Source organism: Longitalea arenae (assembly GCF_016924755.1).
Taxonomy (GTDB): Bacteria; Bacteroidota; Bacteroidia; order Chitinophagales; family Chitinophagaceae; genus Niastella; species Niastella arenae.
This window is the reverse complement of sequence record NZ_JAFFJX010000005.1, coordinates 240,438-257,498: the sequence shown is the minus strand read 5'-3', so window position 1 is coordinate 257,498 and position 17,061 is coordinate 240,438. Positions and strand designations below refer to the sequence as shown.

Sequence of the window (17,061 nt, the reverse complement as noted above, 5' to 3'; positions counted from 1 at the left end):
TTAAGTATTTATTTTTTGCTGGTAATTTTTGCTGTATATTTTATTCCTTCGGTCTTCGCCTTCCATTGGTCGGTACGGAAAGGCGCAGCCGGCAGCCCATCCCTATTGAACAGGTTCGCCTGACTGGCATCATCGGCCCAGGCATAGCGCACGGCCAGGGGCTTTGTCACCTCCGGTGCAGAAACAATAACAGTAGTACCGGCAATGGCCGCCTGCGCAGGATAAAAGCGCTGGTCAGCGCCCGCAATTTCAAAACCTGCCAATCCTTTCTCGGATGCCGGTTTTGCCATTAAGCCCTGCCCGGTATTGATAAATTGCAGGATGATCTTGCTGCCTGCCACCCGCATGCTTTTGTAAACAGGACCAGTTGCAACGGTGTTGATGCCATAGGTCTTTTTCAGTGCGAGTGCCGCCAGGCGTTTTCCTACCTCCTGTTTATTACGGGGATGGATATCTACCGGATCACCCACATCAATGGTAACCGCCATACCGCTGTTCGGCAATGAAGCCGCCATCATTTGGGCTTCGCGCAATTCGGCCCAGGTGCTGCCCTGGTTGCTGTTGCCATTGCCGGCATTATAACTGGCGAGCTGTACAAAATAAAAAGGCATGGCTGGCTGCTGCCAGCGTTTGCGCCAATCATTGATAAGCAATGGCATGGCCTGGCGGTATTCAACTGCCCGGCCGGCATTGTTTTCCCCCTGGTACCAGATCACGCCTTTGATGGCCAGTTTCTCCAGGGGATGGATCATCGCATTATATAAGACGGCAGGATAATCGTTTGGACCAACGCCCATATTCACACGCACCGACTCGATCCGGTATTTCCAGGAACCCGCCAACGCCATTGACCGGCCATCTATAAGGAGCGAACAATCGGCTGTGTCGCCATGAATACCACCACCGCCGCCGGTATCTTCCACCCGCACAGCAATAATATTCTTTCCTTTTTTCAGTATACCACTTTCGATCTTATACACACGCGGTACATTGTACCCATTCACAGCGCCCACTTTGATCCCATTCAGATAGGTAACATCATTATCATCGATCATGGCGAGTTTCAATACGGCGGCTTTACCCGCATCCTTTTCGTCGATCATAATTTCTTTGCGCAACCAGATCACTCCATCAAAGGCAGATCCCGGTTGCTGGCTTTCCCACAGTTCCGGCACTTTCATGGTACGCCAGCTGTTATCATCATGATCAAGGGCCGGCCATTGCGCCAATGTAGTAGTATCGATGTTATTCAGTTGCTCTGCAATAAGGTAAGCCTGCAATTGCTGGTCTTTCAGCGCAGTTAATGCAGCGGTGCTCCTTTCGGGCGCTGCATCCACCAGATGTTTATAATAAGGCGCCGTTCTAAACCCAGCATAACTTATCCAGCTTTCTATATCGGTTCCGCCCCAGCTTGCATTGATCAGTCCGATCGGTACCTTCAATTGCTGATGGAGGGCTCTTCCAAAAAAATAACCAACGGCAGAAAAGGGTGGAATATGCTGCGGTGTGCAGGTTAGCCAGGTTCCGCCTTTAAGGTCTTTTGCAGGCAGGCCCTGTACATCTTTCTCCACGGTAAATAACCGGATGGATGGAAAATCAGCCGTTGCGATTTCCTGTTCCCAATTCAAGACCTGTCCCCAGCCATTCAAGGGCATTTCCATATTCGATTGCCCGGAACATAGCCAGAGATCACCCATCAGTATTCCACGCAGTGTAATGGTCGTTCTTCCTTTTACTGTTAAATCATAGGGCCCACCTGCCGGTTCCGGAGATAACACCAGCTGCCAGTTACCATTTGCATCGGCCTTTGCGGTCCGCTGCTGACCATGAAAAGACACAGTGATACTTTCTGCCGGTGCAGCCCAACCCCATATTTTTACCGGCGCATTCCGCTGCAGCACCATGCTGTCGCCAAAGATGGCGGGTAAGCGCAGCTGGGCCTTCGTCGTGGATGTAAGCAGAACAATAAATCCTAATACAAATTGTTTCATATGAACATGCAGGTTTTAAAAGGGTACAATTTAATAAGAAGTTATGTGCATTTTTTTGCTTATACTTCTTAGTTTTTAACAAACTGTAAGGTGCATGATTTCAGGTTGCCAGACCGGCACGTGGTCTTGCACTACCCTTTCCTAGTTCTTACCTGCTACTTCTATCTCTTTAAGAATGCCATTAACCTTCACTTTTACCCGCTGTTTAACGGGTGAAAAAAGTTTATACGAAGTAAGCTGCCCGTCCTTCCAGCTAAAATCAACGGTAATATTACCGCGGGCTTTCATGCCGCGTACCTTCCCCTGTTTTTTCCAGGCATCGGGAATCGCTGGTAAGAAATGAATAAAGCCCTCATGACTTTGCAGAAGCATTTCAGCAATGCCAGCGCCGGCTCCAAAATTGCCATCGATCTGGAAAGGTGGCCCCGCGGACAATAAATTCGGGTATACTCCACCGCCAGCGCCATAGTTGATCTCCGTTTTACGCGTTGGTTTCATGATCTCGCGGAAGAGTTTGTATGCCCGGTTGCCGTCATGCAGCCTGGCCCAGAACAATTGTTTATAAGCGATCGACCAGCTGGGGCCATCATCGCCCCGAACGTTGAGGGTTTTCTTACAGGCTTCGGCCAAAGCCGGCGTTTGGGAAGGCGTGATCAGGCTGGCCGGATACAAGCCATACAAATGGGATATATGCCGGTGCTGCGGGTCTGTTTCCTGATATTCTTTCAGCCATTCCATCACGCGGCCATCGGCGGCTATCTGTGCTGCAGGCGCGATCAGCTTGCGTTTTTCTTTCAACTCTTTGCAGAAAGGCGCATCTATCCCCAGGCGTTCGGCAGCCGTAATAACATTGTTGAACAGCTCGTGCATCAATTGATTGTCAATGGCGGCGCCCATACAAATGTTTACGTGTTTGCCGCTGCCATCAGGCATAAGGAAAGAATTTTCCGGTGAAGAGGATGGCGCCGTGACCAACCACCCGGTTTCCGGGTCTTTGATCAATACGTCTGCGTAGAACTGCGCGCATCCTTTCAGTACCGGATAGATCTTTCTCAGATATTTGACATCGTTAGAGAACACATAATGATCCCAGAGATTATTACATAACCAGCCGGAACCCGATTTGGTAACGCCCCAGGAGGCGCTTTCGCCGGGTTCGGTAAACAACCAGGGATTCGTGATCACATGGGCCACCCAGCCCCTGGCATTATAATAGGCTTTGGCAGTACGTTCGCCATGCGGCACCAGCTGGCTTACCAATTCAGCCAGCGGCAGGTTCAGCTCCGATAAATTGCCGGGTTCAACACCCCAGTGGTTCATTTGCACATTTACATCCAGGTGATAATCGCCGTTCCAGGGCGTACGGATCAAATGCGCCCATAATCCCTGTAAATTCGGCGGCAACAAACCAACCCGGGTACTGCTGATAGACAGGTACCGGCTGTACTGGTAGAACAAAACAGTGAGTTCGTTATCAGGAACCGAAGCATTATAAAATTGTTCCAGCCGCTGATCAGTAGGCAGATCATTTTGTGCTGATGTGCCCAGATCGAGCTGCATGCGATTGAACAGGCGCTGGTAATTTGAACAATGTTTCTTCTTTTGTACAGCATAGGGAACCTTCATTGCTTTATCAAGCAATCGTTGGGCGTGTAACGCGAAGTCTGCATCGCGGAAACTGGTCTTTGCGGAAAAATAAAGGATCACTTCCGTGCCATTTTTCACCACCAGTTTATTATTGTCAGCAACCATGCTACCATCCTTTGATTGTACACCAACCAGCGCCCGGTATTGCATGCCCCTGCCATTGGTGCCGTTTTCCAGTTGTCCGGTCATTTCGAGCTGTTTTCCCTTCGCCTTTACTGTTGCTTTTTCTTCCCGCCCGATAGATACATCTATATTCAATTTGCCGGGTGCACTGGCTGTGAGGCGGATCAGACCAACATCATCACCAAAACTCGTGAAATATTCCCTTGTATAGGTTACGCTCCCGATCTGGTAAGAACAGGCTGCGCCTGCATCGGTGAGTGATAATTGCCGGCGGTAGCTGGTGAATGGCGCCACATCCTTTTCCACGCCATCATAATGAAAGGCAATGTTTAATTTACCCAGGGTTTGAAAACATCCAAAAGGTTCCGCCCCGGAGCCCTTTCCCGTGCAGATAAAATCTTTATCGATGAGGGCCTGGGCCTGATCATTCTTTCCTGCGATCAGCAATCGTTGTATTTCTGGTAACTTCTCATGTGCATGATAGTTATTGGCATCCTGCGGCGCACCCGACCAAAGCGTAATATCATTGAGCACAATTTGTTCCTGCATGATGCCGCCATCGGGCATCATACCCAGGCGGCCATTGCCCAGGGGCAGGGTCTCTTCCCATTGGGCAGCGGGTTTATTGTACCATAACTGCAGGGCTTTCGCCTGTTGCGCCTGACCAGGGTTCCAAATCAAAAAAAGGAATAATAAAAAAACGATACCTTCTCTTTGCTTCATCATCATTGTAGACATCCGCTTGTTTTAGTTCACGATATATAATCGCAGGCTGTTGAATCGCATTGCTTCACCGCTGTCAGACATATCGAGCAATAAGCCAAGCGACAACTGGATCTGCTGGGTAACCGTAAATTCCATGGATACGTCCCAGGTGCCATTCTCCACTTTCTTGTACGCAAAAGCACTGGCCAGCTCACTGACATTGGGCAGGCCATTATTCCCCGGGGCGGCCATCAGCCAAACATCATTTTTCGTACTCAGGTGATACCAGTCAATGGAACCATGGAACCGGTATTTTCCCGGCGGCAGGGTCACTACCTGGTATATTTTCCCATTGGTAATGGCCGGAGCGCCCCAGCCTGCTTCGAAATATATTTTTGCATCGCTTGATCGGTCGGTACCACCAAAACCGTTATGGTTCTTCACTGCATCATTGCTTATCCAGTCGCGCAGATTGGCCCACCGATCGCCATCATTGGCTTCATTGGCAATGGGCTTTACATTATTCAATAAAGCCACTTCTGTAAATAATGGCAAGGTTTTCGACGCCACGGTAAATGTATCTACGCCCACCGCTTCAGGCAGGTACAAGGTGTTATACAAGATAGGCTTCGTCACACTGACACCGCGTATAGCCGTTTGCTGGTCCTTGCCCTGTACAACGATAATGGTATCACGCTCTTTGTCATTGGCATCGAAATAATGCACCCGCATTCCTAATACCCCTACATAGGCATCTACGTCGGCCCAGCTGATCACAGCGGCACCGTTGCGGTCGAATTTGGTGTTCAACACGGCCCGGTTTCCTCTTTCATTTACCGAAGCCTGGAAGCTGGCGCCGTACACGTTGCCGGTAACGGTCATGGGTATCGATCTGTTCCCCCTGTCATCATAGGTACGAAGGGTAAATGTCATCGGTCCTTCCGGCAAACGATCGACGATCTGCTTTAATGTATCGATCCTGCCATGACGGGCGATGGTTCTTTCGAGGGAATCGCTGCCATTGTTCCAGAATATTTTATACCTGGTAACGTTTGGGTCGCCAGCCAGTAAACCGGTGATCATTACGCGGCCATTGCCCGGGATCACTTTCAGTGAATCGAAGGTTGCCGGATACACAATCTCGCCACCTTCCCCAAACTTTTTGTAATCATCCATTTTCTTACACGAGATCACCGTGCCACCCAGCCAGCCGATTAACAAAACCAGTTGTATGCTGACAAAATATTGTTTCATGAACATGATTTTACGTGTTTAAATTGAAGTTCATTATCGCTCCACTTTTTTAATTAGTTCCCCAGACCGACATATTCTGGATAACAATGAAATAAGAACCAACCCAATTCTGTAAACATTTCAGCCGCAGGTAGCGGTATGGCGGTGTATCCTCATCAAAATCGAAAGAGAAGCCGGCACTGCCCGCTGCGGCATCGGCGTTATTTTCCTGTCCCAATGGTAAACCGCTTGGTTTAATAACTTCACAGGTCAGGATCTTTGTCCATTTGCTCCAGTCGCCATCATGGGTTGGATCATTGGAGCCATAGATTTCAAAGCGGCGGGGACTTCCTTTCGAATAATACAGGGAGCCTTCTCTTCTTGTTAGCAAATTGAATCGTGTCAATTTAACGGGTGCAGGTCCTATACCCCAGGTGAGCGTGGTAGGCACACCTGAACTTTCATCTGTATAGGTACAGGGCCATTCGTTATTGAACAGTCCTTTCCACATCAAATCTACCGTGGTGCCGAATGACATCTTCGTATCATTATCACACTGGTAGGCAAAAAAGTTACTTCTGTCAATCATCACTTCCTTTGCAGGCGTAAGCGTGGTGAACAAGGTATCTGTGCGGTTCAGCCAGCGGTCCCTAACAAAAAAGGCAAACTTCCTTTGTACCGGCGCCAACCCACGAATGCTCACTGCAATGAGTGAATCGCTGGTGTAAATGTTATCGAGGCTGACCCATTCGCCATTGTTCAGCGAATCGATCAATGGCACAATCACTACATCGCCTTTAAACTGATTAAGCGACCTTATTCTTATTCCCCCCGCCGTAGCGCGAACGTTCAGGTTGCGGTATACGAGCTGCATCGGTGAAACCAGGGGCTGCACCTCTACATCGACCGGCGCACTCGCCACCTCGCTTCTGTTCACCGCAAACAGCTGCACGGTATGTTTTAACGTATCGGAAAAACCAGCCACCCGCAACTGATTGGAATAGTAAGATGATTTCACTTCGCGTTTCGTGCCATTGGCCAGCTCATATACTGCTTTTACATATAAAAGGTCTTCGTCCTTTGGCAGGGAGTAAGAGATGGTGGCAGCGCCGTTCTCATTTTGCACGCTTACATTCGTTACAACACCGGGCGGTGTGCCGTTATTTTCCTTCAAACCATTCAAATCTTCTTTTTTACAACTCCAGATCACTGTCAGCAACAGTAACGTGATTATTATTTCTGGTTGTTTTTTCATATCTGTAAGTTTTGGCAAGGCTAATTTTGTTATTGACGTTTTACCACCCTGGGTTCTGTACCAGATTTTCATTTACCGGCAGATTCGATTCCTTGATGGGCCACAGGTAATCGCGTGGCACTACAAACCGCATGGCATAATAGGTGGTTGGAATATAAAACAGTTCAGGATGGTCAGCCGTGCCCGAACGGTCCCAACCCGTAATATTTGTATTGAGCAGTTGGCCGGCCAGTTTCCAGCGGCGCAGGTCCCAGAACCGGCTGCCTTCAAATGCCATTTCTATATTCCGTTCATTCCGGATGATCGTGCGCAACCCTTCCTTTGTTTGATATGCGCCCGGATTGGTGGAGAAGTTGGTCCAGCTGTTTTGAATAGTTGGCAGCCCCGCCCGTTCCCTGATCAGGTTAAGGTATTTATACACTTCCTCTGACGGCCCGCTGGCCTCATTCTGCGCTTCTGCATATAAGAGGTAGAGATCGGCAAGGCGCATGGTGGGAAAAGGATAATCTTCGATATGACTGTTATTATTGCTTTGGTAAGCAAATTTCCAGTTCACAAGTTTCTTGGGATAATACGTAGTGATGGTTACTGCTACACCGCTGCCATACTGCCCAAGCTTCAATTGGGCGCTCCAGGTATTTTCATCGGTATGGCTCGGACTGTTCTGCATGTACCAGGTACCGCCATCAAAACCGAGGTCGGCATAATAGCGCGGCTCGCGGTCAAAATTCAGCCGGGCGGTCTGGTACCCTTCCACTATATTGAACCGCTCATCATGCGTTGCTTTCCGCAACTGGTTGGCATTGGAGAAATCAAGGGTTTTGTCTTCAGTTATGGGAACACCGTTCTTTGTATAAAACTGCCGTACTACAGCCATGGTGGGACCGAGTGTACCATAAATGCTTGAATTACCCGAATTGGCCGGGTCGATATGCGCCATGGAGGAATACTGCAACTGCCAGGTAGATGAATTGGAGTTGGCCCAGATCCATTCCTGGTTCCATTTTTCACAAACGGCATTGCGAATGCTCATCTGGGTTATAGTTCCGCTGGTAAGCGGGAAACCGGTCGTATTGATGAATTTATAGAGGTAGATACCAGCAGCTTCACAGGCCTCAATAGCCTCCTTCGCTGCCTGTGCCGCCCGTTGCCATTTTTGCGGATCAGGTGTTGAGCTGATGAGCTGTACGCCATCTTTATCTTTAAAATTGCTATAGTCAGGGTTGCCATTGAAGAGCGGACTGGCGCCATATACCAGCACCCGCGTTTTCATACTTTTTGCAATGGCAACGGTAATGCGGCCCAGTTCTGTAGAAGGCGTCAATAAGGTCACGGGCAGGCGTGCAGCAGCAGTATCCATTAATGCGGCTATGTAATTTACGACTGAATCAACCGGCTGGCGTTTTACCTTTGTTTGTTCGAGGGGTGCATTCACGGGAATGCTTTTGTCTATAATGGGAATGGGCCCGTATTGCCGCATCAACAGAAAATGATACCAGGCTTTCAGGAACATCACTTCGCCCAGCCACCGGTTCCTTTCATCGGCGCTAAGATCAGGTATCTTGTTTATATCTGCTACATTTTCGAGGAAGGTGTTACAGGTGCGGATAGCCGTGAACATATTCCTGTACCCTACATTTTCAAAATTATCGCCGTCCCAGATATTCACATAAGGCCGAACCACATTCTGGTTGCCACGGGCCACGTTCCAGTTGGTGGCGGTTAAACTGGCAGGCGGATAGGCCAGCCAGAATTCATCACCACCCAGGTACGCTATATTGCTCACCGGATCGCCTTCATTGGGCAGGTATGAATAACAGGTGGCCAGGTATTTCTCCGCCTCAGAGCGCATCGTAAAAGCGTTGTCGAGGGTAGCCACATTATCGGGCACCACATCCAGAAAAGCTTTTTCACAGGCAGCCATGGTTAGTGCCAGGCATAAAAACGGTATATAATAGCTTGTTTTCATTGTTAACTTGTTTCTAAGTGAATCAATACTTCCCGGCATGCAGGTTTAAAATCCAAAATTGATCCCCAGGTTGTACACCGCCTGAACCGGGTAACCTAGCCCGTTACCACCCATCTCCGGATCCCATAATTTGAATTTGCTTACGGCAAAGAGGTTCTGGCCATTGGCATAGATCCTGAAACTGGAAAAGCGGATGCGGTTGAGGAATTTTCGCGGTAAGGTATAACCTAACTCCACTGTTTTTAAGCGCAGGAAGGTTCCATCACGCAGCCACCAGTTGGAGGTTTGGGAATTGTTGTTATTGAACTGTGCATCAAGCCGGGGCCAGAAAGCATGCAGGTCCTGCCTGTCTTCAGACCAATGGCTTTCGGCGATGGCCTGCAATAAGCCGTTCTGTGAACCACCGTTCAGCACAAAAGGCGAGATATTATATGGATTGATAAAAAAGGATACTCTTGCATTGCCCTGGAAGAAAGTGCTCAGATCAAGGCCTTTGTAACCGAAGGAGAACCCGAATCCGTAGGTGATCTCGGGGGTTTTAGGAAAACCAAGCGGCACTTTGTCAAGATCGGTGATCTGTCCATCGCCATTGATATCCCGGTATTTGATATCGCCGCCCATGGGCGCGTTCCCGCCAAAACTTTGTACCGGTGATTTGCGGGCTTCCACATCATCTACGAACAATCTTTCTGCTACAAGCCCATACTCCTGGCTCAGCGACTGGCCAATACGTGACAGGTATTTTAAATTATCCGGGAAATTGGGTTCTTCGTTCACCCGATATTTACTGGTGGCATAGGTCATATTGGCGCGGGCCTGGATCCAAACATTCTTATTTAAGGTCTTAGAGTAGTCAACCGCCACATCCACGCCCTTGCTCGATGCCTCGCCTTTGTTGGCCTGAACACCGGCTTCCAAACCCATGGTCGTTGGTATAGTGCTTCTGAACATTAGGATGTTCGAGCGAACGGAACGGAAGGCATCCACAACGATATTGATCCCATTTCTGAACGAGAGGTCCATGCCATAGTTGGCCGTTGTCGCTTTTTCCCAGGTGATGTCGGTATTGGCGTATCTGCTCACAGAATAACCGGTAACAAAATACCGTTGATCCAAGCCGAAATGATATCCATTGCCTGTATTGTTCGGGTTCACATTCGATAAATAAAAGAAGCGGTCGTTGGGATTACCGATCTGGTCATTGCCGACCAGGCCAAAGGTTGCCCTGAACTTCAGATTGGAAACCAGGTCGCTTAACGGCTCGAAGAATTTTTCATTCGATACGATCCAGCCCAGGCCTGCCGAAGGGAAGAATCCAAAACGGTGATTAGCGGCGAAACGCTCACTGCCATTATAGCCAAAATTCAGTTCGGCCAGGTAGCGGTTATCGAATGCATAGGTGAACCTGCCTGAAAGCCCCAGGTTCCTGGCGGGCAATGATGCCTGCAGATCACCTGCGTTGGCGTTCACAAAATTCCGCAGGATGCCGATGAGCATACCACTCACTGCATGTTTATCGCCAAAAGTGCGGTTATAGTTGGTCGCGAATTCAGCATAGGCAACGGTATTGATGAGTTTACTGCCCGGGTTGTAGTTCAGGTATTCGGTCCCCTGCCCCTCGTTCAATGGGGTGAGTACAGTTAGCTTACCGTTGGGATCGGGCATTAAAGTATAATAAAAGGGATTGTACCTGCGGCTGAGGTCAAAGAATGAATAACGCTGGGTAAAGCTCATGAACCGGGCCGAGAGACCGGGTGTTATAAAGCTGAAATTCTGCTCCAGCTGGATCTGTGCATTCACCTGGGAAGAGGCATATTGCTGGAAGCCTGACACCATGCTGGCAAAAGGATTGTTATACAATGAAGTGGTGTTGCCAATATAGGCATTGCCAAATAATGGATGTTTCAGGTATGGTGCATAACTGCCAGGGAAATATGCAGGAAACATAACCGGGTTACTCCAGATGGCGCTGTTGAATACGGCACGTCCGCCGTTTACCCAATTGCCATCGCCGTCGCGGTAACCGATGGGACCATTATAGTCATCAAACTGGGCCGAAGTTCTCACAATAGCTTTGGTCGTAGGCGTAATATTAATATTGATATTGGATCGAACGCTGTAGTTCCCTAATTTGATATTACTGTTAAAGCTGTTGCTGGGAATGGTCCTGAGGATCCCCCGGTCGATATTGTATGTGCCGGCAATATAATATTGTGCCGTTTTACCGCCCCCGCTTACGTTCATATCAAATTTCTGGTTAACGGTATAGTCTTTTATGAGGGTATTGATCCAGTTATTGTTGGGATACTGCAAGGGATCGTCGCCAGCTTCTGTATGATCGATCTTATTTTGTGAATAGGGCAATACACCGAGGGGATCCCTGGTAAGCACGGCTTCATTGGCCAGCTTCATATAAGTTATGTTGTCGGCAAATTTGAAATTCCGGGTATTGGTAGAGAAAGGCAGTTCCATGCGCACATTGAACTTTGCTTTGCCTTCTACCCCACTCTTGGTGGTGACGAGGATAACGCCATTTGCGCCACGCGCGCCATATAAGGAAGCGGCGGCGGCATCTTTCAATACGGAGAACCCGGCAATATCATCGGGTTGCAGGCGGGCCAGGTCATTGGAAGAAGATTCCATACCATCGATCAGGATGAGTGGATCTCTTTTACCGGCGCCAAAGGTGCCCACACCACGGATGAAAAAGGATGCGTTATCGGCCCCCGGTTCACCGCTTTGCTGGTAGGCGATCACCCCCGATATACGGCCGGCCAGCATCGTAGTAAGGTTACTGGTAGGCCCGCGCAGTTCCTTCACATTGATGGTGGTAATGGAGGCCACCATACTTTGCTTCTTCTGCTTTCCATAGGCTACCACTACCACATCGGCCGTTGAATCTTCGGCCAGCGGCAACAGTATCGTTACTGGTCTTCCCTTATGCGCTGTGACGTCTTTTGACTTATAGCCGACAAATGAAAATTCGAGCACAGCCTGGTCGCCCGGAATGGCAAGCACAAAGCGGCCTTTTTCATCCGTGCTGGTACCCTGCCGGGTGCCTTTTATAAGCACCGATACGCCTGATAATGGCTGCGCATGAGCGCTGTCAATAACAGTACCTGATACCTGGTCGGTGTTCTGTGCGAATGAACGGGTGGAAAATAAACAACTGGCAAATAGAATAACCAGCAGGGAAGTATGGCGGAAGCTTGTACACGTCCGCATACAGCAGGCAAATCGTTTCATCATACTAGCAGCGTTTTGAGATTGCGGGATTAAGATTCGTATCTGTACTATACTATCCTATACCACTACAAATATAAAGTTATTTTTTACCGGGCAAAATATTTGGAGCACTATTATTTAGTACGCGCGGGCCTGATCAGATAAATCTTTGCATCTGAAGGTGGAACGTTTATGTGGATGGAATCCTGCTGCCAGTTTTCAACGGTCCCGCTTAGGAGTTCTGCAGCGGTTACCTGCGCTCGCGACAGAACACCTAAGCGGGCTGGGGACAATGTATACGTGCGGGGTGTATTACTGTAATTGAATGCCGCCAGGTAAACCTTATCGTAGTCCGCCTTTATAAACAACTCAACGCCTTTATTTCCTGTATTGGCTTCAATGGGCCTGAAGCTGCGCCCGTCTTTAATTACTTTCAGCAGTTCCTTATTCTGCAATAAATGTTTAGCTGCATTCGACCAGGGGCCATACGATGAAAAATCGTCACCGGCGATAAGCGTGCCAGTAACCAGCGCCGACGCCAAGCGGGCGCGATTGGCGCCTTCGCTTTCGTGGTTGAACACCACATGGTCGGCATCAACGAAATTGTATAAGAGGCTTTGCCACCAGCCATAACCCGTGCTGTTGAGCGTATATTCGGTATTGTCAATAGCGCTGAAAGCGTCACAGGCAATACGCCGCATATGTACGTATGGCGCCGTGGCCATGGTGGGCGAAATAGCTGCGTACACAAGCATCTTGTTATCCAGCGCTTTTGTTACGCATTGCATACCCACCTTGTAGGCCTGCATACCAGTTGTTATTGCAGGATCATAAAAACGATCGCATTCCAGGGCACCATGTCCCAGGAAATCGATCTTGATCATTTCAAAGCCCAGGTTTTTCAGATGAGTCAGGTAATAGTTGATCCTTGCCTTTGTTCCAGGATGGGTAGCATCCAGGGCTAAAGCACCATCCACTTCAACCGGTTTCCCATTTTGCTTCAACCATGCCTGTGCATAGGTATACGCTGAACCTTCCATTTTACGATCGTGCTTACCCCAATCGGTAAATGGCGCCCAGTAGATACCAGGTTTGAATCCTTTGCTTTTGCAGTAGGCCACAAATTGTTTCAACTCGCTCACATCACCATCCAGTCCGCCCTTTACCATATTATCCCAGAAGGAATCGAGATCAATATATAATTGGCCATTGGCACTGCGATAACCTTTGCATGAATCGGCGAAGAAATCGATCACACGTTTTGCTTTATCTAATGTTATTTTATTTTGGATGGCGCCCCAGCTGTTCCAGCCAACGGGCGTCGCTTTCTTCCAGTTAAAGATACCCTGCGCACGCGAATGATTATCCCTGGCATATTGCTCCATCCCTTTGCGCCAGTCGGTGAACATACCTACCATCATCATAGGGGAAACGCAGCTGGTATCGGTGGTAGTTACAAGCCCGTGGCGGATCTTATCATGCGTTATCGTACTATCGGCAAAACCGCCAAAAGCGCTGATCGAAAATGAGTTAACTCCGTTCGCCTTTACGGTAATACCGCTTTTCCAAACCTGCTGATCAACAGAGCCAATGATCAATCCTTTATATGTATCGTTATTATAGATCGCCGTTACTTCGCTGCTGGTAAAATTTGCGTGCTGTATGGGCTGCGCATTGAAACGCGCCCACATATCGTTATCAAATGGTACGCTCAAGGCACGGTTATCGCCTTTTTCGTCAACAACCACACTATCCGTTGTCAGGGGCGACATATAAGATGCAGCTGCACCCCTGCCAATAACGCGCATAGTGGTTAAAAAATAATTGCGTGAGCCATATACGTCAAACACCTGCTGCATTCGCAACCCATTGCGTACGGTCTCTATTATATATCGCGAGACCCGGTCATGGATGGTTCTGGTGGAGAAGCTATGGGTACGAAGGGCAGCGCCCGCACTGGTCATTTCTGTTTTTCCACTACATACGGCAAATGCACCTGCAATGGTCTTCTTACCGCTGAACACCACATCATAGGTACCGGTTGTTAAAGAATATACGATCATATTATTCTCTCCAAAGGGCATCGTGATCACAGAATCTCTTTTGCCGGCAGGCATAGCCCCTGCCGTGATCTTCAAACATAACAATACAATAAACATGAAAAACCTGTGTGTAGGTACCAATGGTCGGATCAACATGGTTGGGTGTTTTTAAGTAATGAGCATTTTGGGTTTACTGTGCTATACCTGCTTTTGAAAATAACAGGAAGGCAGCTGCCATGAAGGCCAGTAAGAGGCCGAAGAACCAATGCCTGTTACGCCAGGGTTTCAGGTCAACAACAGCCATATTTTTCGGAGAATAAGGTGCAGCCATGGGTTTCCATCTGGCAATGGCGAGCATCAACGCCACCGTTACCAAAAACAGGATTGCCAGCACATGCAGGTAATGTACCGGCAGATCAAAGACCAGCTGGCTTACTGCATAGGCAACGATAAAAAAGAGCAAGCCTACCGTGGCAGCGGTCTCAGATACCTTTTTGGTAAGAAACCCTACGATCATTACCGTAAATACCGGCACACTGAAAAAGCTCGACATCTTCTGGATATAATAATAAAAACCGCCATCGAAACGGCTGATGAATGGTGAAAAAGCCATTGCAATAACGGTGATAGACAATTGGAAGATGCGGGCGGCCTTTACCAGTTCGCGGTCGCCGGCACTCCTTCGCCATTGCTTATATAAATTCATTATGAACAAAGTACCCGAACTGTTCAGTCCGGCATTGAACGTACTGATGGCGGCGCCAAATACGACAGCAGCAATGAAACCGGTGATCACCGGCGGCAAGACATCCGCCACCAGCTTTGGAAAAACAGTAGCCGTATTCGTCAGTTGCGGATATAAATGCACGGCGATCAACCCCGGCACATTCAGAAAAAGCGGCGCCAGCAATTTACCAAAGGCCGCCAGGGAAATACCTTTCTGGCCCTGAGATAAACTGCGGGCGGCCAGCGCCTGCTGCATAATGTATTGCTCCATGCCCCAGTAGTAGAGGTTGATCAGGAACATACCGGTAAACAAGGTGCTGAAAGGAATGGGATCATGCGCAGCCCCAATGGCATTGAGGTGTTCCTTTTTAGCTGAAAGTATTGTTTCAACGCCCTGCAATACACTGCCCTGCCCCAGGTACCGCAAGCCAAAGACCAGCAATAAAATACCGCCGATCAGCAGCCCAGCGCCCTGTACCAGGTCAGAGACGGTGATCGCACGGAAACCACCCAGCACGGTATAACAACAACCGATAATACCCACCAGCACGACCAGCAGCCAGATGGCGGCAAAATAAGAGACGCCCAATACCTGGTCTACATGAAAGATGCCGTTCAGGGCCACGGCGCTTCCGTACAGGATCGTCGGGATCAAACTGATCACATAACTGGCCAGGAAAAAAACAGATACAAACTTTTTCAGGCGTGGACCAAAGCGTTGCCCCAGAAAGTCGGGCGTTGTAATGGCGCCCATTTTAAGATATACCGGCAGAAAAAATTCAGCAACAATGAGCATGGCCAGCACCGAGCTCATACCCCAGCACATGACCGACATATCGTTGGTGTATACAAATTCATTTTCTCCAATGAGCGTATTACAGCTCATATTGGTTAGAAAAAGGGAAAAACCTACCATCCAGAAACCCAGCGTGCGGTTACCCATAAAATAGGCAGACGTGGTGTTCAGGCGCATCTTCCGGGTGTTATAGATGGCAACGGCAGCAACCAGGCCCAGGAAAAGCAAGAAGCAAATGAATCCGGTAACGTTCATGTTTGTTTGGGCTTATCACAGCGATTTACGCCGGATCAGCACGGTTGGAATGATCTCCTGTATCTTTTTTCTTGTTAGTACAAATTCCGCCGCTTTTTCGGCCATTGCTTTAAAGTCGGCCGAATAGGTGGTAATACCATCAAATATCAGTTCTTTCACCACTTCGTCGTTGTGCGAAAGAATGCCTACATCTTTTCCCGGTTTCAGCTTCTTCACCTTGCAATCTTTCAGCATGCTCCATAACTCCGTATTATTTATAGTAAAATGCACTTTCCCTTTTTCGAGCGTACCGGCCACGTATTCTGCGCGGATATCATGTTTGATCTTATACTTTTTTACAAATGCTTTAAATGCATGCAGGATTTCAATGGGGGTATCGGCAGCCGGACGATGATAATAGACCATGCCGTCATATTGCCTGATGGTATCGCACAATTCCTCGAAGACCCGGTAGGATGATCTTTCAAACTCCTGGGCTATAAAGGAAAAATCACCGCTGATCTTCTCATACCGGTCGATCATCAGGAATTTATCCATGGGCAGGGTTTCCAAAATACCGGCCGTACGTTTATGCGGAATAGGCGCCACCACATAGAGACCGTAGCGCCCGCGGATATTTTGGATGGTGCTTTCCAGCACATCAATATTATTATGATGGAAAAAGACATCGATATGAACCCCTTTGCCCACTTTAGACCGGAATACTTTATAAAAGGTTTCCTGGAATGCATCGAAGGCAAAGAGGACCAGGGCTACTTTCAGGTGCTGTTTAACGTCGCAATTGGAAACATAAAAACCTACGCGGTTCTTCGATTCCACGATGCCGCGTTTCACCAGGTCTTTATACGCTTTGGCGATGGTTTCCCGGGCGAAGCCGAATTCATTAATGAGGTTATTTACGGAAGGCAACAGATCGCCCTGGCCGAGCGATTTGTTCTGGATCGCATTGAGTATGCCGTTCACAAGCTGATCGTGCTTCGACACCCCGCTCACGCTTTCCATTTCGTAAATCTCTTTAAATACGTCGTTCATAATAAATTGCTTAACGCTTAACGCCTGATGCCATTCCACCTGTCCTATACTATACTAATCTA

At 48.5% G+C, this 17,061-nt stretch carries 9 protein-coding genes; all 9 read right to left on the bottom strand.

Annotated elements, in window-relative coordinates; translation table 11 throughout:
* Nucleotides 1-8: 8 nt before the first annotated feature.
* The 9 genes from JT717_RS13750 to JT717_RS13710 all read right to left on the bottom strand — a co-directional run bounded on the left by JT717_RS13750 (nt 9) and on the right by JT717_RS13710 (nt 16,999).
* Nucleotides 9-1,991 (bottom strand): sialate O-acetylesterase, encoded by a 1,983-nt coding sequence (locus JT717_RS13750; protein WP_205511055.1) that lies wholly within the window; start codon nt 1,989-1,991, stop codon nt 9-11.
* A gap of 141 nt (nt 1,992-2,132) precedes the next feature.
* A complete protein-coding gene (locus JT717_RS13745; protein ID WP_205511054.1) occupies nt 2,133-4,499 on the bottom strand; it encodes a glycoside hydrolase family 95 protein in 2,367 nt (788 codons plus the stop codon).
* A gap of 9 nt (nt 4,500-4,508) precedes the next feature.
* Complete coding sequence (locus tag JT717_RS13740; RefSeq protein ID WP_205511053.1) at nt 4,509-5,720, bottom strand: DUF4998 domain-containing protein; 1,212 nt, start codon at nt 5,718-5,720, stop codon at nt 4,509-4,511.
* 49 nt (nt 5,721-5,769) lie between these two features.
* Complete coding sequence (locus JT717_RS13735; protein ID WP_205511052.1) at nt 5,770-6,954, bottom strand: DUF5000 domain-containing lipoprotein; 1,185 nt, start codon at nt 6,952-6,954, stop codon at nt 5,770-5,772.
* Nucleotides 6,955-6,994: 40 nt separating this feature from the next.
* Nucleotides 6,995-8,923 carry a RagB/SusD family nutrient uptake outer membrane protein gene (locus JT717_RS13730; protein WP_205511051.1) on the bottom strand — a complete coding sequence of 643 codons (1,929 nt, stop codon included), beginning with the start codon at nt 8,921-8,923 and terminating at the stop codon, nt 6,995-6,997.
* 45 nt (nt 8,924-8,968) lie between these two features.
* Nucleotides 8,969-12,148, bottom strand: coding sequence for a SusC/RagA family TonB-linked outer membrane protein (locus JT717_RS13725; protein ID WP_240348078.1), 3,180 nt, complete (start codon nt 12,146-12,148; stop codon nt 8,969-8,971).
* A gap of 134 nt (nt 12,149-12,282) precedes the next feature.
* Nucleotides 12,283-14,307, bottom strand: a complete 2,025-nt coding sequence (locus tag JT717_RS13720) for an alpha-amylase family protein (protein WP_205511049.1) — start codon at nt 14,305-14,307, stop codon at nt 12,283-12,285.
* Between the two features lie 73 nt (nt 14,308-14,380).
* Nucleotides 14,381-15,967, bottom strand: coding sequence for a solute:sodium symporter family transporter (locus tag JT717_RS13715; RefSeq protein WP_205511048.1), 1,587 nt, complete (start codon nt 15,965-15,967; stop codon nt 14,381-14,383).
* Between the two features lie 15 nt (nt 15,968-15,982).
* Complete coding sequence (locus JT717_RS13710; protein ID WP_205511047.1) at nt 15,983-16,999, bottom strand: GntR family transcriptional regulator; 1,017 nt, start codon at nt 16,997-16,999, stop codon at nt 15,983-15,985.
* Nucleotides 17,000-17,061: the final 62 nt, after the last annotated feature.

Coding starts and splice junctions, on each gene's coding strand:
- JT717_RS13750 (WP_205511055.1), bottom strand. CDS start 1,991: ATGAAACAATTTGTATTAGGATTTATTGTTCTGCTTACATCCACGACG.
- JT717_RS13745 (WP_205511054.1), bottom strand. CDS start 4,499: ATGTCTACAATGATGATGAAGCAAAGAGAAGGTATCGTTTTTTTATTA.
- JT717_RS13740 (WP_205511053.1), bottom strand. CDS start 5,720: ATGAAACAATATTTTGTCAGCATACAACTGGTTTTGTTAATCGGCTGG.
- JT717_RS13735 (WP_205511052.1), bottom strand. CDS start 6,954: ATGAAAAAACAACCAGAAATAATAATCACGTTACTGTTGCTGACAGTG.
- JT717_RS13730 (WP_205511051.1), bottom strand. CDS start 8,923: ATGAAAACAAGCTATTATATACCGTTTTTATGCCTGGCACTAACCATG.
- JT717_RS13725 (WP_240348078.1), bottom strand. CDS start 12,148: ATGCGGACGTGTACAAGCTTCCGCCATACTTCCCTGCTGGTTATTCTA.
- JT717_RS13720 (WP_205511049.1), bottom strand. CDS start 14,307: ATGTTTATTGTATTGTTATGTTTGAAGATCACGGCAGGGGCTATGCCT.
- JT717_RS13715 (WP_205511048.1), bottom strand. CDS start 15,967: ATGAACGTTACCGGATTCATTTGCTTCTTGCTTTTCCTGGGCCTGGTT.
- JT717_RS13710 (WP_205511047.1), bottom strand. CDS start 16,999: ATGAACGACGTATTTAAAGAGATTTACGAAATGGAAAGCGTGAGCGGG.